The sequence below is a fragment of the Rhodococcus sp. IEGM 1351 genome (genome assembly GCF_030056875.1).
In the GTDB taxonomy this organism is placed as follows: domain Bacteria; phylum Actinomycetota; class Actinomycetes; order Mycobacteriales; family Mycobacteriaceae; genus Rhodococcus_F; species Rhodococcus_F opacus.
This window is the reverse complement of the sequence record NZ_JASHKU010000027.1, coordinates 18098-34547: the sequence shown is the minus strand read 5'-3', so window position 1 is coordinate 34547 and position 16450 is coordinate 18098. Positions and strand designations below refer to the sequence as shown.

General features: G+C 61.5%; 18 protein-coding genes. 9 read left to right on the top strand and 9 right to left on the bottom strand.

Annotated elements, in window-relative coordinates; genetic code table 11:
* On the top strand, positions 1-867 hold an 867-nt coding region (locus QM806_RS33690), incomplete at its 5' end, for a hypothetical protein (RefSeq protein ID WP_283294194.1).
* A gap of 269 nt (positions 868-1136) precedes the next feature.
* Here QM806_RS33690 and QM806_RS33685 read toward each other — a convergent pair.
* The 5 genes from QM806_RS33685 to QM806_RS33665 form a co-directional block, all read right to left on the bottom strand.
* On the bottom strand, positions 1137-1463 hold the full coding sequence (locus tag QM806_RS33685; RefSeq protein ID WP_283294192.1) for a hypothetical protein: 327 nt from the start codon (positions 1461-1463) through the stop codon (positions 1137-1139).
* A gap of 103 nt (positions 1464-1566) precedes the next feature.
* Complete coding sequence (locus QM806_RS33680; RefSeq protein WP_283294190.1) at positions 1567-2067, bottom strand: N-formylglutamate amidohydrolase; 501 nt, start codon at positions 2065-2067, stop codon at positions 1567-1569.
* Positions 2068-2192: 125 nt separating this feature from the next.
* Complete coding sequence (locus QM806_RS33675) at positions 2193-2366, bottom strand: hypothetical protein (RefSeq protein WP_283294188.1); 174 nt, start codon at positions 2364-2366, stop codon at positions 2193-2195.
* Between the two features lie 12 nt (positions 2367-2378).
* On the bottom strand, positions 2379-2921 hold the full coding sequence (locus tag QM806_RS33670) for a DnaB-like helicase N-terminal domain-containing protein (protein WP_283294187.1): 543 nt from the start codon (positions 2919-2921) through the stop codon (positions 2379-2381).
* Between the two features lie 540 nt (positions 2922-3461).
* Complete coding sequence (locus tag QM806_RS33665) at positions 3462-3935, bottom strand: hypothetical protein (protein ID WP_283294185.1); 474 nt, start codon at positions 3933-3935, stop codon at positions 3462-3464.
* A 575-nt stretch (positions 3936-4510) separates the two neighbouring features.
* Here QM806_RS33665 and QM806_RS33660 point away from each other — a divergent pair.
* Both QM806_RS33660 and QM806_RS33655 read left to right on the top strand, forming a co-directional pair.
* Positions 4511-5818 (top strand): YcaO-like family protein, encoded by a 1308-nt coding sequence (locus tag QM806_RS33660; protein WP_349307616.1) that lies wholly within the window; start codon positions 4511-4513, stop codon positions 5816-5818.
* A 107-nt stretch (positions 5819-5925) separates the two neighbouring features.
* Positions 5926-6114, top strand: a complete 189-nt coding sequence (locus QM806_RS33655) for a hypothetical protein (RefSeq protein WP_283294184.1) — start codon at positions 5926-5928, stop codon at positions 6112-6114.
* Between the two features lie 467 nt (positions 6115-6581).
* Here the strand turns inward: QM806_RS33655 and QM806_RS33650 are convergent, their stop codons facing one another.
* On the bottom strand, positions 6582-6884 hold the full coding sequence (locus QM806_RS33650) for a hypothetical protein (protein WP_283294292.1): 303 nt from the start codon (positions 6882-6884) through the stop codon (positions 6582-6584).
* Between QM806_RS33650 and QM806_RS33645 the strand changes: the two genes are divergently transcribed.
* The 3 genes from QM806_RS33645 to QM806_RS33635 all read left to right on the top strand — a co-directional run bounded on the left by QM806_RS33645 (position 6779) and on the right by QM806_RS33635 (position 9649).
* Entirely contained in the window at positions 6779-7192 is a 414-nt protein-coding gene (locus QM806_RS33645) for a sigma factor-like helix-turn-helix DNA-binding protein (RefSeq protein WP_502943930.1), read from the top strand. The two genes, QM806_RS33650 and QM806_RS33645, sit on opposite strands and share 106 nt — an antisense overlap.
* A gap of 374 nt (positions 7193-7566) precedes the next feature.
* A complete protein-coding gene (locus QM806_RS33640; protein WP_283294286.1) occupies positions 7567-9141 on the top strand; it encodes a B12-binding domain-containing radical SAM protein in 1575 nt (524 codons plus the stop codon).
* Positions 9104-9649, top strand: coding sequence for a hypothetical protein (locus tag QM806_RS33635; RefSeq protein WP_283294183.1), 546 nt, complete (start codon positions 9104-9106; stop codon positions 9647-9649). The genes QM806_RS33640 and QM806_RS33635 overlap by 38 nt, the downstream gene beginning before the upstream one ends.
* 601 nt (positions 9650-10250) lie before the next feature.
* Here QM806_RS33635 and QM806_RS33630 read toward each other — a convergent pair.
* Complete coding sequence (locus QM806_RS33630) at positions 10251-11081, bottom strand: CopG family transcriptional regulator (RefSeq protein WP_283294182.1); 831 nt, start codon at positions 11079-11081, stop codon at positions 10251-10253.
* Between the two features lie 741 nt (positions 11082-11822).
* On the opposite strand from QM806_RS33630, the gene QM806_RS33625 reads away from it, so the two are divergent.
* On the top strand, positions 11823-12794 hold the full coding sequence (locus QM806_RS33625) for an ATP-dependent DNA ligase (protein ID WP_283294181.1): 972 nt from the start codon (positions 11823-11825) through the stop codon (positions 12792-12794).
* Positions 12795-13063: 269 nt separating this feature from the next.
* On the opposite strand, the gene QM806_RS33620 is transcribed toward QM806_RS33625, so the two are convergent.
* Complete coding sequence (locus tag QM806_RS33620; protein WP_283294180.1) at positions 13064-13816, bottom strand: SOS response-associated peptidase; 753 nt, start codon at positions 13814-13816, stop codon at positions 13064-13066.
* Positions 13817-14018: 202 nt separating this feature from the next.
* On the bottom strand, positions 14019-14366 hold the full coding sequence (locus QM806_RS33615) for a histone-like nucleoid-structuring protein Lsr2 (protein WP_283294179.1): 348 nt from the start codon (positions 14364-14366) through the stop codon (positions 14019-14021).
* A 261-nt stretch (positions 14367-14627) separates the two neighbouring features.
* Here QM806_RS33615 and QM806_RS33610 point away from each other — a divergent pair, with 261 nt between their 5' ends.
* On the top strand, positions 14628-14807 hold the full coding sequence (locus QM806_RS33610; RefSeq protein ID WP_283294178.1) for a hypothetical protein: 180 nt from the start codon (positions 14628-14630) through the stop codon (positions 14805-14807).
* Positions 14808-14973: 166 nt separating this feature from the next.
* On the top strand, positions 14974-16314 hold the full coding sequence (locus QM806_RS33605; RefSeq protein WP_283294177.1) for a zinc-ribbon domain-containing protein: 1341 nt from the start codon (positions 14974-14976) through the stop codon (positions 16312-16314).
* Positions 16315-16450 lie beyond the last annotated feature (136 nt).

The following is a 16450-nucleotide window of genomic DNA, read 5'->3' as shown; positions in this document are numbered from 1 at the left end:
CTGTTCGTCATCGGCTACGACGACAAGGTCTACACGCAGGCATGGCCCGTCGGCGAACGGGGTGACTGGGCCGACGACTGGTGGCCGCTGCCCGGCCGGGATGTGTTCGACCACGTCTATCAGCAGATCGCTGCCGTCCCCCGCTTTCCGGACAAGCGGGATCTGTTGGAGCTGTTTGTCGACAAGCTGGATCTGTTCGTCATCGGAAATAACGACAAGGCATGGTCAACTTACTGGGGTCCGGTGGAGCCGATCACCCTGAACGCACGCGTTAACCAAACGTCAAGTGTGACTCCGTCGCAGCTCGGCCTCTTTATCGACCCCAGTGACGGCATTGTCAACGAAACCAGCTGGAGGATAAGCAAGAACGGGATTGTAGTAGGCAGCGTCGAGAGCGTGACCGGCCCCCCGGGGGGCCCAATCCAACGAATCTATGCAGTCAATGACGCTGGCTTGTATCAAATATCGGTCAGCCGTACTGGGTTAGTCGATCCGGGGCGCGAGGGGACGCTCGCTAAGCAGTTCACACTACGAGTAGAAACTCCCAGTGCACCTACACCGAGCGAACCTACACCGAGCGAACCTACACCGAGCGGCGCACCGACTTGTTCGGTGGAGGTGGACCCAGGTGTGCCATTATCAGACTCCTTTGTGGGGGTTCGCGTGTTCGGTGCAGGATTCACCGGCAAGGAACAGGTCCGTATCGACCTAGATGGCAACCCGACCGCAGTGGGTGAAGCAAACGACTTCGGCGGTTACAGCATCAAATTCGGCATCCCGAGACGACGTCCGCCGGTTTTGCACAAAATCCGGGCCGAGGGGTTACTGAGCGGCAAGAAGTCAAAGGAAGTTGGCTACACGGCATAGGAGACAAAGAGAAGGTTGCATTGGTTTCGACCTGGCTAGTAGACCGTCGCGGCCAAGTGTTGGGATACAGGCGGCAAGTGACACGGGTTCGCGGAACCTGCATCACTTGTAGGGTTCCACGGCTCGGTGTCACCTCAATGTTCATCCGACCTGCGGATTCTCGCTGCCGTCTCAGTTCCTGATTCTCACGAACTTGTCGGAATCCTCAGTCCCGTCAGTCCCCGTTAGCGGATCACCGACCGAACACCGATCCTTGGCAACTCCGAGCGCTAACTACCGATTCGTTCGACGCGCCAAGGTGGGATCTCCCGCCGCGGCCGGACCTTGATCGCCCGGAATTTGTATCCGCCCTGATCGATGACCGACTCCCATTCGAAGTCGACCTGCTCGCCGACGTCGAGACCACGGATTCCTCCGCCGATGCTGAAACTGTCGCCCGGCTGGGCATTGATGACTTCGTCGGGGTGTAGGGCGGTGTAGAAGGTCCAACAACCGCCCGGTGTGTCCGCAGAGTCGATGACTCCCCAGCCTTCGTCGTCATTCCACGTGGTGACGACGCCGCTCGCTAGGGTGCCGGTCCGGGGCGGTATAGCCACGCGGTCGAACACACGTTCGACTGATGAATGGTCGGCGGAGCCCATGGCCCCTCATTGCAGGTCAGGGGCGCTAGCCGGTGAGACCTGGTCCGGGAATACCCGGTCAGGCGGTGGTGGGGATGGTGATGTCCGCGCGGGCCTCGATGGCGGGGAGAAGGTACTGGGGGCAGGTGACCAGTTGCCGGGGCGCGAGAATCGCTCGGCGGTCGGTGTCGAGGTACAAGCGATAGGCGAGCTGCCCGCGGCGATGGGTGCCGGTGTCCGGGTCGACGGCGCCGAGGAAGTATCCGCGCGTGGCATCGGCGGTGGAGAAGATCGCCCGCGCCCACTCGTCGGGCTCCGCGGGCGGCAGATACCGCACCTCGCCCGTGGCCGCATCGACGGTGCGCACGATGACCGTGACGGTGACCCCGGTCGCTGCCGGAAACCACTGCTCGGCCGGGACGTCGTACGCCGCGATCGAGATGTGGATCCGCAACTCGATGTTCGCTGCGGTGCGGGCCACCGCCGTGATGAGGTACGGATCCGCCGGGCCGTCACCGCTGGCCAGATTCGGTAGCGGCTGGTCGGCTGCGGCGCGCAGGTTGTCGGGGTCGGCGGACATGGGGCAAGGGTACGGGCCCTCGATACCCGGCCGGCACAGTGACGGCGATGCCGTCGGACCCTCGCCCGGCCCCCACCTGATGCGGGCGCCGACATGGTCTGACCTGGTTCGGTTGGCTCGCCGATTCAGAACAGAGTCGTCTGATGTTCCGCGGCCGCCGCGTCGGTGTGCCGCTGATAGGCGTGGGCGAAGGATTCGGCTGCGGCCGCGGTGCAGCCGAGTTCACGGCCCACTTCGATCCAACTCTTTCCCTGGGCGTGCAGGGTGTAGGCATCCTTCTGGTCGTCGTCGACGAACATTGCGGTTCCCCCTCAATCGATGGTGGCGCAGATGGCTGCGTAGCGGGCGTGGGCGTCGCGTTGGCGGCGGCCGAGCCGGCACATGTACTCGTAGAGGTCGTCGGTGGCCACGGTCACGGTGGCTTCGCTCAGTGCGTGGGCCGCGGTCTCGAAGGACCGTCGGTAGGACTGGGCGAGAACGGCTTTGGCGTAATAGGGAGCGCGTTCGGGAAACGGTGCCGCCCCGATGATGCGCACGAGCTGCTGACGCAACGGCACCGGGTGGTGCTCGATGCCTGCGGGCTTGCTGTCGATCTCGTGGGCGACCATGACGTAGTCGTGTGGCTGTCCCCGGCGGATCAGGCCGTGAATCAGCCCGTAGAGGGCGGCGTACGCGGGGTCGGTGAAATCGTCGCGACCCAGGATGTCGACGATCGGACGGGCCTGATCCGCCGGGATCTGCATCAGTGCGGACAGGCAGCACGCTTCGGGACCCAGATGCGGCGCGGCGGCGGACAGCTCCACCTCGCCGACCATATCCTCGGTCGGCGGTGCAATTCGCAGTGGCGCAGCCATTTTTCATCCCCTTCTTTTGACAATTCTTATTGTAGTCGATAAATCGGCTTTTCTCACGATTCCAAGACAATTTACTTCTATTGAATCGCATTGCTTCCGACGCTCCCGACTAGTGCGTGAGGTCGTACCTAAATCCCATACACCAGCGACGATGCGACTCGAACCGGGCCATCTAGGCATTTCTTGGTTTCAGACTAGAGACCGGGCTCTTGCCAAGAGAGCAATGCTCGAAATTCAAAACATTTGAGCCGTCATTGCGGTGCGGAAGATTGTCGAATCCAAATTCTTACCCCCACTCGAATCGCGAGGAAATAACTTTTCCCGAAAGCGCGAGTGACGCATCCCGAGTTCCCTGTTCGGGGAATCCCGGGGTTCCGTCCGTTGCGGTGACGGGGTGTCGGTGACACTTACGCGCACACGACGCGGAGCCGTGAGCACGTCTGCCGGCGTGTACGGTTCGGCGAGCACACCGGGCAGATAGCTGCTGCCCGGTGTGCTCATTCCGGTGGCTCGGGATGTGCGCCTGTCGCGGATTGGTCGTTACGCGGGAATCCAGGTCAGGCCCCGGTCCCCGATCAGTGCGAGCTTCCCGTCCGGCGCACCGCCGGCGTACTGGTGCAGCGCCGTGCAAGCGCGGGTGAGCGCGCAGCCGAGTGCATCGAGAGAGTCACCGAGTGCCTCGACGCTGGCCTCGCCCATAGCCAGGGCGGCCGAATCGCCCTGGTCCTCGTACAGGCCAACAACCCAGCTCGTGATCGGCGTATCGGTGGTCAGAGCGGGGTCGCCGTTGGTGGTGGCGAGGAGGTAGATCGACCGGCCATCGGCAGTGCGCCCCGGATCGCCGGTGAGGGCGTAACAGTTCCCTCCGGTCGAGATCACCTCAGGATCTGCGACGGCCTCGGCCAGTCGGTCCAGCTCATGGGCGTAGTTCTCCTCCAGAGTGCCGTAGTGCCGGTAGTCGAGCAGCTCAGACGCCCCTACGACGGGATCCGCGGATGCTGTTGCTGTGCACATAGGTCAGTGACCTTTCGTACGGGATCGGACCACTCGCGTGCCCCGATCGTTCGTTTTGCCGTGCTGGCAAAGGGAGAGTCGGATCGGCGGTATCAGGGCCTGGCGCAACTCCTGGGCCGGGAAGTTTCTCTGCGAGCGCCAGCGAGTGCGGGTTGAGAAAGTTCTCGGAGCTGTGCCGGCGCTTGCGCCGCCAGTGGTTGCGCCAGGACCGCCGTCGATCAGGATCGGAAGGCCAGCACGTCAACGAACGATGTTCTTCAACAGGGCGGAGCGCAGCGGAGTTCGATGTAGGGTCTCGAGAATCGTGGCCAAATCTCAGCTTGGATGGCCACTCGGTGGCCAGTTGGCCAAATGGGTGAGATGGCATTCGGCGGGGGGCTGCATTTCGGCAGCCTCTGCCAGACGCGCGGACACCACCAGCGGATCCGTCCGGGCTAGGCTCGACGCCTTGCAGGAGGTGAAACCATGTTCCGAACCGCTTCGATGTCCAACGATTGCGGTCTGCAGCCAAAGATGCGGTTCGCCGACGCGCGACTGTCTCGTTTCGACTGTGATCTGACTTTATCGATACTGCTATGGCAGCACGCCGTACATGGCATCGTGCAGAGATGGTCGGCGCAGGTCGGACGGACAGCTACACAACCCGTAACGCGTACATTCCGCCTCACCGGCGGCACAATCCAGAGCGGACTGTCCGAGAGGCACAGGCAGACATTCGGGACCTCGGACTCAGAGCGGATCTCGAGGTCCTCGGCAAGGATCCGTGGCCAACGTCGCGTTGTATACTTCGCGACGCTAATGAAAACGAAGTTGCGCGCGGTGCCGGAAAAGGATTCCTTGAGGACTCAATATCCGGTGCATACGCTGAAGCGCTAGAGCACTATTGGAGCGGAATGCACTTAGCAATTCCGTCAGATCAAACCACTTTGATGCGCGCAAGCGAAATCGCGGACCAACCACAACTCTCAAAGGATCAAGTCATCCGACGGCTTGGCGAGGAATTTTCTGAATGTATGGTGGGTTGCTGCTGGTTCTATCCATATCTCGCGAGCGGTCCGGAAATCGCCTATCCAATGTTTCTTAAATTTCCACAGTATATCAATGCCCCATTTCCTGGCGACGAACTGGAATATTTAACTTTGAGTAGATATATGTGTGGGTCCGGAACGGCGGCGGGATTGTCAGATCAGGAAGCTACACTTCATGGGATTCTGGAGAAAATTGAGCATGATGCGTTATCACTGAGCCTACTTGATTGGTTTGCATTCGGAGGAAAAAGGCACTGCAAAATACTCAATAGAACCCGCCTACCTGAACCTATAGCGAACCTGTGGGCAACCGCCGAGGATACTATTGGCTGTGAAATTAGGGTGATCGACGTTACCTCCGACCTCGGCCTACCGGCGTTCCTTGCGTTAACAGCAGAAGAGTGCTTCCAGGTGGGAGTCACAGGTGCGGGTGCGAGCACAGACGGGCCTTACGCGGTTCAGCGCGCATTATCTGAGTGTATGCAGGACTACCGCCTACGAAATTCAATGCGCGAACAGAGCCTGCTCGAAGATTCTGCAATCTTAGCCAGCTTAAAAGCGTGGCCATTTCTTCAATCTTGCTCACGCTTGAGTTGGAGCGAACTATCGTCGGTTGCGGAAATATCAGAAACGTATCTGCACGAGAACAAGACATGGTGGAATATATCAAGATGCGAGCAAATCACACGGAAACATTTAAAGCAAGCCGGATTTGAAAGCTATTTCACACCTCTCAATCCATCGCCGTATAGGGTTCGAGTCACGACTGTAGTGGTACCCGGTTTGGAGCTCTTCAATATCGTTAGAGGTGGAATCCCAATTGCACCGACAGGTCGCGGGTTATCAAATAGTTAGTTCCAAGCCGACTGTGACCAACTACGATTGAACCGGCGGCGCTAGCACCACGGCCGCGAGCCTGACCGACCATACTATGGAGGCGACAGACAGTGGGACGTAGCCAGATGACACAAACACAGACGGCCGCGCTGGATCTGTCAGGCCTAAACCTGACTGACAGCGAGTTTTCTGAACTCGACGATCTTGCGGAGAAGATAGGGCCCGAGGCCGCGGAGGAAATTCGCGTCCAGAATCAGAACAGTCCTGAAGTTGCGGTTCAGAAGCTCCGAGACGCTGCGAAGGCGGCCGATTAGGGTCAACCTCACGTAAATGTAACCGTCGCAATATTACTCAGCATGCAAGAGACGCATAACGGTGGCGAGGTACCAGGCCGTATATTGATACGGCCTGGTGCGTAATTCCGATGGCGCAGGCGAGCTCTTCAGCCTTGATCTTCCGGCGGGCGAGTGCGACACCGCTGAAGGCACGGACACCGATGCCGGAGGGGCATCGTGTTCCCTTCTGTACGTGTCCCGATGGCTATCACTGTGGCTGCGATGGCCACTTGACCGGGGGCGTGGTGGCGGATGCGGTTGGTGATAGTTCTCATCCTGCCGTCGGAAGGCTCCGTCCCTTCGCTTCGCTGCTTGATTGGATCAGTTTTCTGTTCGATGCAATCAGACCGTTCTGGAACACGGGTGCTGATGTAACGGCATGTACGGACCTCTTGGTGATGCAGGACTGATCAATTTCCTCAATTGACAACTTCATACAAAAGAAGTCAGCTCATGGCGGGCTGGGTGGACCACTGCTGGTGTTCTGCGCCGGACATCGGGCTCCGCAAGGTGGAGAGTACCTGTGCATACATCGTTTTCTTGATCGCCCCGAGAGTGGGGCCGCGGGTGCCCGCGAGTTGGTGTGCCCCGTCGACAGCATGGGACAGCAGGTCGGCGGCACTCGCGGTGGCGTGCACCAGTCCTGCGGTCAGGGCCTGGTTGCCGCCGTATCGGTGCCCCGTCGTCGGGGCCTGGTGAAGGGCGTCGGGGTGCAGGCGGGCGTCGGGGCGGGCGGCGAGTAAGTCCACCGTGCCCGTCCAGGTGGCGCCGATGTGGACCCCGCCAACTCCATGAAGACTTCCGCGTCGCCATCGTGCTAGCAGAATTCGCCTCCCTGCCTTACGCCGCCATCGCCGAGCACCAAGGCGTCACCGTCGCTACCGTGAAAACACGAATCCACCGCGCCCGCAAACAACTAGCCACACTCCTCACACCCGCGGCCGAGCGGCGTCCACGAGTCGTGAGCGTGAATGATGTTGACCCCGCGGTTGTTCCCCATCCTTATCCGCTGAACTGTCCGCAACGCACGGAACGTTACGACTGTGGCCTTGCCTGAAGGCTGATGAAACTAACACAGGTGTAGACGGCCGACTCCAGATGAATCCCTCGTTCCTGTCGTACGGGTCGGGTGCTGACCTGAGATTGCCCGCATCGTCCGCGTGGCAATAGATCGCGCCGCCGACATTCGGAGCCAGAGAACCGCCCGAGCGGCGGGTCAGGGACCGCGGCCCCTTATCGGTCTTGACGCGGCCGAAGAGTGGCCCAGGTCGTCTGCAAAGTCCTTAGGCGAGTGAACCATCAGTGACATCGGCCGATTCTGCGCGCACCATTGGAAGTACCGACCAGTCTTGCGGTTGCAAGCGAATCGCGCCAGGTTCGATCCGAGAAAATTTCGCAAACCACTGTAGGACGAGGTGTCTTGTGCGCATCATGCTGATTGCACCGCCAATCATGGATGACCACGGCCTTGGGATGGCCTCAATAGCCATGGACGCTATCCGTGAATGCCCGCCTTACGGAATCTATCTACTCCACGCAGTTCTGTGCGATGCAGGTTACGATGCGTTCCTAGTCGATCTAATAGCGCCAGGGACAGAATCGGTGCAAGATCAGCCAGTCGAAGATATGGACTTGATCGCGATTGGCGCTACGTCTATGTCTTGGCCCACCGCTTTGCGCGTTGTTGCGCAAATCCGCACTCGCAATCCGAACGTTCCAATAGTCGTTGGCGGAATACACCCCACGATGTTCGACTGGTACTTGATGTCTGAGTTTGATATCGACTTCGTGATACGCGGAGAGGGAGAAGTCGCGTTGGTCGCGCTAGTAGAGGCCATACGGACAGCCCAAGAGCCCAGCACTGTACCCAACCTCACTTGGAGAAGTAAAGAAGGCAAAATAGTAAGGAACCCGGCTGGCAGGCAACTAAGCGCAATCGAATTGGCGACCGCAGCCTTGCCGAAATATGAACTACTTCCAAAGAACGTATACCAAGGTTTATCTATAGAATCGTCACGTGGATGTGCGTTTGACTGCTCTTTTTGTAGCACCTCTTACCGAAAGAGTTTCCGCGCCATGCCGGCGCAGCTGTTCGTCGATAGACTCGAATACGTGATTGGATTTCAAGACCGCACTCGTCAACCATTCACCCACATCGTCGATGACGAGTTCACTCTTAACGTAAAGAGAGCGGTAGACATTGCCTCCGAAATACACAGAAGAGGGCTACAGCCCGCAATCGTCTACGATTCCCGGGCGACGGATCTACTAAAGGGTGAGTTGGTGGAAAACCTTGCACCGTATACATATCAATTCCTTTTAGGGGCCGAGTGTGGATACGATGAAGGATTGAAGAAAATCGGCAAGGGCACGACCACAGAAATACTTACTCAGGTCGCGAAAATTCTAAATAAGAACGGAATAGCCGATCGGGCCGACTTTTCTTTCATCTTAGGATTGCCTTGGGAGACAGCCAAGGAGGTCGAAGCCACCTGCCGTTTTGCCCTAGGTTTAAACGAGCGATACGGGGTCAGGGTACTTTTGCAATGGTATTGCCAGATACCGGGTTCGCGTTTATGGCAGGAAGCCCGCGACCTAGGCCTTGTCAGCGAGGCGATGTATAACGAACCCGGATTTTTTCGCAATTTGTATCTATTCCGGTCGGCCGTCAAACTCACCAATGAGGAAATTGATCGAATCAGTAGGTTAGTAAGAATCGTCGGCGACGTCGCAGCAGTAAAGGCTGATGGCCGTCGAATGGTCGAGTACTCCCATCCGGAGTCTCTACGTATTTACTTCCCGCCTGGCATCTACGGCCGGCCAAACGATTCACTTCAGAATCTCCGGGAAGTTGCGCGGGCCGACCATCGCCGTGTTTACAAAGAGAAGAAAGATCTTGGGCATAAGCAAGCTCTGGTAAACCACTCCATAGACTTCCTCGCAGGACGACCACCGAAACATCCAGCGAATGTTCGAGCGGACGAAGGGAGTGATAGCAGTGGCTGATGGCAATGACGATGACGATGACGATGACGAACAAGCATCAGATGAGCGGGGTGAGGATGAAGGTACAGCAGACTCAAAAATTTATGGACTCGTCGGACGACTGTTCCTGGATGAGGAGTTCGCGCTGAGGATGGAGCAGGAGCCGTTTGACGCGCTCGCGGAAATGGGCCTGGAGCTGACCGAGGACCAGAAGAAGGAGTACGAGCGTCAGCGTGCTGAGACGACGGAACGCGAGGAAGCGATAAGCGCCCCCAATGCGTTGCCCGCTGTAGCCGTTGCCGCTGCGGTTCGCGTAGCTACTTCGCCAGCGGTTCGGGCGGCCGTCGCGACCGCCCCATCTGTCCGTGTCGCCACTTCGCCAACTGTTGAAGTCAGAGCTGCGACGGCCGCAACGTCGGTGCCTAGATTCCTTTCTGCGGTTGACAAACCGGCTCGCGCATCCGGTGATACCGCCCACGAAGACGAAGACAACAACGGACCCCCGAAAGATGGAGAGCAGCGAGAGTAAGTCGGATTCGAGTCGTTCGCGTGGCGATAGGTCGCGCCACCGACATTCAGAGTCAGAGGACTCGTGCGTGCGTTGTCAGGTCTTCAGCCGAGACGCCGACCGCACCGCGGGACTGAGTTGGCCGTGGCTGGCCGGCGCGATGGTCCGTTGCGCGATGGTCCGTTGACCGAGAACGGGATGTTCTCGCCGTTACCTTGAGGGATGGGGCACTGGTGGCCCGCGCGATCTCCGGAAGTGGGGCGTTGACCGAGACTCCCTGAGCTACGCGTCCCCGGTAGCCCTGTCCGGTGATGATTTTGCTTTCGGGGCGTCAAACGGGACAGTCCGAACGATCGGGATCACGCTGCCAGCAAACCCGCACAAACGCCCCGGAACCGCAGGACACGGGCAGCTGGCGGCAGCGAGATTGTCCTCTGAAGAAATGCCACGAAGTTGAGACAGATCGCGGTGGCCATACCGTGAGACCCAAGATGAACGCGCAGGTCGCAGCGTCTCGGAATGTCATCGGCACCGAGACCCTACATTCGAATCGGGGGACGCTGCAGGCGGTCCGGTAGCCGCCGGAGGCGGATACATCACGATCCGAGTCGCCCCGATGCGGTCAGTTGCGGCGGGTGTCGCGCCGCGCCTGACGGCGAGCGTGCCGGGCCATGAGGTGCGCCTTGTTTTTCTCGCTGCGGAAGATCTCGCGGTTCACGGCCTGCTCGATCATTCCGGGATCGTCGAGCACGCGTTTGGCGGCGAGGCGCATCAACTCGGCGCGATCGGACCCGACCCGTGCTGCCAGCGCGTCGAGCTTGTCGCGTAGTGGTGGGTCGAAGTGAACATTCGCCCTGGCGGGATAGATTTCAGGTCTGAGGTCTCGCAGTGGGGCGATGGTTTCCAGGTCCGTGGTGAGGTCACCGGGCTCGTCGAGTAGGTGTCGTAGGGCGACTCGGAGCAGTGCGGTGTTGAGCTTCTCCCCGTATTGGCCGGCGAGTTTCCAGATTTGCTGCTTGCTGGATGGGTTGACCATGACGTCGACCCAGTCGGACAGTCCGGTGCGATCGGCCTCGCGGAGCATCGGGTGTTTGTAGCGGCCAGGCGCTTCCAGGAAGCGATGCAATGCAATCCGCATCAGCGCACTAACCGTGGTGTCATGCTCGACAGCCAACTCCGCGAACTGCCGGGCAGTCTCTGGTTCAAGCTTGACTTTCAGCATGACCAGCGGGATCGCCCGCAGCGCTTCCGAGAGTCGCCGCGCTTCCTCGAGACCACGACCGACGGCCTTGGGCTGGGTGACAAGTCGCCGGCAGGCAACACGGACCAGCGCCCCGAATCGACGCGGGCCAATCCCCTCGGCCATGTCCTCGAGTCGGCGTTTGATCTCAGGGTCGAAGCGAAGCGCGATGGGATCGCCCACGGGGATGCGACCTGGCCTCGTCTCCGTCATCCCTCGATCTTCTCGTCCGACTGTGCGCATGATTGTGCCCCGGCATCGGGGGGAGGTGACGCCGGGGCACTGGGGGTTCTGAAAACAAAATTGGGGGGAAGTTCAGCAGAACCAAGCTGAGTTTACGGAACCCCATCGAGATGCGATCGCGCGCCGCGGTTCGCCATCAGATGGACTTGGGAGGAGTGAACCACCGGTCCGCCTGGCCGTGTTCCGCGGATTGGCAGGTGCGTGGTGGCCTGTTGCTCTTTGCGATCTGCAGATAAACCCGCCATCACTCGGCCTGCACCTACTAGGGCCCACTCGATTGGGTAGCTGTACCGATCCGCCTCCGGCGGGCGATACACAGCGCAGGAGGAGCCCGTTTCCGACCAAGGAGTTCGCCATATTAGACCTGGGATTTTCTCTGCTTTCCCTGAGTTCACCGACGCCCTCGTGGCAATAAGCATGTGGTGGGACTCGCTTCCATTCAACTGAGCCCGGAGGTGATGACGATGATTCCGATCCCCCGTACGGGTTGGGCGACAGCTGGATGGTGTGGACACCTTGGCTGTGCCCATAGTTCTCTGGTGGAACTCCTGGCACTGACCCAGTACCTACCGCGCGCTGCGCCGGCGACGGACGGGGCGGTGACGGCTGTGTGGTTGTCGCGATTCCGAAAACCGGCGGCGGTTCGATGCAATCGCCCTGTCCTGAGCCTTCTACCTGCGTAGCTCCCAGGTCACGGGCACAATCGGGCCTATGCGGCTGATCGCGCCCATGCTGGCCACGGCCGGCACCCTCCCTGACAACACGGACCGCCCGTGGAGTTTCGAGATGAAGTACGACGGGTGCCGGATTCTGGCCTCGGTCGGGGGTGGCCACGAGCCGGTGCTCTGGACCCGCGCCATGAATGTGGTGACCGGCTCGTATCCCGAGATTGCCGAAGCATTGACGGCAGCGTTCGGCGGCCGCGGCCGCATCGTTCTCGACGGGGAGGTCGTCGTACTCGATCACGGCAAACCTTCGTTCGGGCTACTCCAGAGAAGAATGGGGGTAGCCCATGCGACGAAGCCGCTGCAACGGCGAATCCCTGTGACATTCCTACCCTTTGACGTACTTTCGCTCGACAACCGGGACCTGATGAGCGCGTCGTACCTGGAGCGGCGGGCAGAACTGTCCGAGCTGGATGCGATCCTCCAGAAGGTCGGCGGCCTGCCCATCACCGCCCCTCCGCACTGGGAGAATCAGAGCAGCAAAATCATGCTGAATGCCGCAAAAAGTGCTGGCATGGAAGGGATCTTGGCCAAGAGGTCGGCATCGATCTACCTTCCGGGCCAGCGTAGCCGAGCCTGGATCAAACACGCAATCCGCACGCGCAGTTCGGTTTTGGTCATCGGATTCGTCGGCTCGAGCCGATCGATTGCGGCGCTGATCCTCGGAGCGTACGACGCCGAAGGACGGTTGGTCCAGGTCGGTTCTGTCTCCTCCGGGCTCACGGTGTCGATGCGCCGACAGCTCCGGGAGGACTTCCGTCCGCTGGAATCCCCTAGCAGCCCTCTCACGGACCCGTCAGCGGCCGCGGAGAGGTTCCCTGGGGTTCAGTGGCTGACTCCTCGGCTGGTCGTGGACGTCGCCTACAGGGCGCACACGGCGGGTGGGCTGAGGCACCCCTCCCTGAAAGGCCGGCGCTTCGACGTCGATTTTCGCTCGGTTCGGGTGGAGGACCTGTAGGGAGGCCAGAGGAAAGCCGCCGACACCTTCCCCGGTGTCAGCGGCTCCTCATCCTGTCCGGGGAACGCTGCGCAGTGCAGGTCTTACCCCGTTCAGGGCGACGGGGACGCCATATCGCCTCTCGGCAAGTGGTCGCTCGCAGCGACTTTTCTGGTGTGGTACCCGGGGTATGCGCGCCACCGTCAGCCTCTTCAACAGCGGGCGGTGTAGTCGTATTCCAACCCTCGATGGGGCGCCGAGCACGGGGCCCACGTGGGGTCACACCGTGGTCAGTGGGCTTCCTCGACCGTGATCGGCTTCAACAGGTCAGCGCCGTTGTTGCGGACGTTGTTCACGGCCTTGGACACCGGGTAGGTCTGCAGGCTGCCCGGTGCCGGTGGCGCCATCAGGGAGCGGGCGTAGTCGACGTCGGTGTTGGTCGGGTCGAGCCAGTCCGCCCAGTTCTCCGGTGACACGCTCATCGGCATCCGGTCGTGAATGTGCCCGACGTCGTCGGTGGCCTCGGTCGTGATCACCGAGAAGGTGACCAGCCAGGCGTCCGGGTCCTCGTCGGGGACGTCGGGGTTGCGCCAGAAGTCGAAGATGCCGGCCAGAGGCAGAATGTCACCCTCGGCCGGGTGGATGAAATACGGTTGTTTCAGCGGTTTCCCGGACTTTCCGACCTCGTCGGTCGGGAACCACTCGTAGAACCCCGCCACCGGAACAATCCCGCGCCTCGACTTGAAACACTGCCTGTACGCAGGCTTCTCGTGCACGGTCTCGGCGCGGGCATTGATCATGCGGGAGCCGATCTTCGGATCCTTCGACCAGAACGGTGTCAAACCCCATTTGAGGTTGCGCAACTGTCGGTGGGGCTGCTCGTCGTCGGTGTCCTTCGGCACGCGGGCGATCACGACCGGCGAGGTCTTCGTGGGCGCCACGTTGTAGTCCGGCGCCATCTCCGGGTCGGCCCGCTCGGGGTCGATCTCGAAGGTCTCGAGCAGTGTGTTCCGGCTCGTCGTCGATGCGTAGCGACCGCACATACCGATAGCGTGCCACGGCGCACCGACGAGCCCCTGCCGGATGCATGATAAGACCAGGTAAGCCGGCACACGGAGTCCGCCCACGACCCAAAGACGCCATGTTCGACCCTCGCCTCCTGGTTCCCCTGGCTCGCGCCATCGCCGGCCACAGACTCGTCGTGGTGGGACTCCTGGAGCTGACACCCGTGTCGGGTGAGACCGTTCAGTGGGCGTCGTGAAACCACCGCTCGATCTCGGTGGGGATACGGCCGCGGGACGAGAGCTCGTAGCCCTGCTCGATCGCCCAGGCGCGGATCTTCTTCGTTTCGGCCCGCGGCCGCTTCCCTCCAGTGGGGTTGCCCGGCCGGTCCGTGCGGTGCTTGCGGCCGCCGACCCGGGTGGAGTGCGCGATGTAGTACTCGAAGGTCTCCCGGAGTTCCTTGGCGTGCTCGTCCTTCAGGTCGATCACGTACTCGACGCCCTCGACGGCATAGTGGATGCTCTCGCCGTCCTCACCGAAGGCGGTGCCGTCGATGTCGTCGACCATCTCTACTACGACCTTGCGTGCCACAGATTTCACTCCTCGAGGTCTTCGGTACGGACCAGATGACAGTACTGACCTGCCGCCGGTGCCTGCGGCAGATGGAGGGCACCGGAAACACGCGGCGTCCGGACAGCCGATCGCGTCAGCGACACTCCGTAGGACCGGCGGCGACACGCCCGGGCGTTGGCGGTCTTGTTAGGCTCAGCGATGCCCGCTGGCATCGCTGCTGGTCAGAGCCGCCGCCATCCTCACCTGCGTCCTGCGGAATCTGGTCTAACGTGCGCAGTCATGACGAACTTCCCCGCCTTGTACGGCGGCGCCCTGGAATCCGCCCCTGCTGATACGGAGTCAAGGCTGCGGACGATCGAAGGGGTCGTCGAGTTCATCGGCCCGTGGGCCGGCTTTCTGATGATGCTGGGCGGGATCGCCGCCCTGGTCGGGTCCATCTCGTCACCGGGCGTCGGATGAACATGAGCAACGAAGGCCTCGGTGCTCCTCGGCGGCCCGGGACGTTCGTCACCGGATTCAATGGCCTGGCCGGCGTAGCGGCCCCCGGGCACGCGATCCCAGTGGCGACGGTGCCGGTGGTGCCCGAGAGTGTTGATACACCAAGAGTGAGCCTTGAGGGGGGCGTGTGCGTTTCAAAGAGAAGCACCCAGAACTGTTTCGCCAGCTACATCCGACCCGCAATACCGGGGTCGATCTCGACTCGACCACGAACTCGTCCCACGAGATGCTGTGGTGGCGCTGCCCTGCCGGGCACGAGTGGCGCGAAACCCCGCTGCAACGGCGCTCGCCCGCTGCGTGGAAGAACGGGGACCTGCACGCCTGCCTGTACTGCGTCGCTCCCGGCGCCATCGTGCACAGTTGCGGTCACCGGCGATTCCAGCCCTCCGAATCGACCTTCCGGGTGCTCCCCCACCCGTGCCGCAAGTGCGAGGTCACCGAGCACGCACGCCTGATCCTCGACGCCCACGACGACTCGGCGGCCGCCGCGATCCGCCTCCTCGACGACAGTCCCCTCTACGCCCTGTTCTGCGCCAGGGCGGCCGACACGGTCGGGTGGTGGGATCAGATCTTTCCCCTGGTGGAGGCGTACTTCGTGCGGATGGTCAGCGTGTACGTCGCCATCGCGGCCGTCGAGCATCGACCCGCGCCCAGCTACCCGACCTCGAGTCTGCTCGGCGCGTGCATGCTGCGCATCCTCGACGCGCTGCCGCCCCTCTGCCGGGAGGAGATGCACGCGGCCGTGCCGGACGATGCCGGCCACTTCCGTCACACGTATCTTCCCGGCGGGCATGACAGCGAGATCGGTTGGGCGCTGAAGAAGCTCGGCTTCGACATCCTCGACACACCCCTGGACGGCGATATCGAACGGCGCCTGCAATTCTGCGAGCAACAACGCTTCACCGCGACCGGAGAGCTGCCCCCGGTCAACCTCGCCGACAGGCACTATCCCCCGTTCACCCATCTTCCCCGGGACCGCGACAGCGGGGCGTTGTCCGAGCTGCGGGGATTCCGCCCGAAGCAGCCCCCACCTCGCATCACCGCAGTCCGGGTCACGCTCGCCGAATCCTGCCCCGCCGATCCCGACGACCCCCTGGGCCGGACACACCTCGGCTACGCCCCAGGTCTCACGCCGCCGGAGCTGTGGAAGCGCGGCCGCGGGGTGTGGAAGCTGCGTGCCGACCACGTCGCTGCCTCGACGATCATCCTCATCGTGTTCGACAAGACCATCGTGTTAGTCGCGTCGGTCACCGGACTGACCCTGCACCGCGGCGGTGTGGCCATTCTCGGTGAACCCGTTCCCGATCACCCTCTCATCGGCAGACCGGACCCGCTGCATACACCGAATCCCCTTGCGCATGGCGTCATCAAAGGTGAAGTCGAACGTGGTGGGAGGGAGTCGGAGCACCGCATCCGTACGTCACCGTGGCGACCCGCGCCGATCCCACTGCCACGAACGGCGTACTAGTTCGATGCCGTCAGGTCCGGCGGGGGACGGAATCGATCAGCTCACGCCTCGACATCATCCGGCGTTTCACGGTCTACAGCCAGCCCCGAACTCGCCTCGCCTGGTCGCAGCATCCGGAAACCCACAATCACCGCTA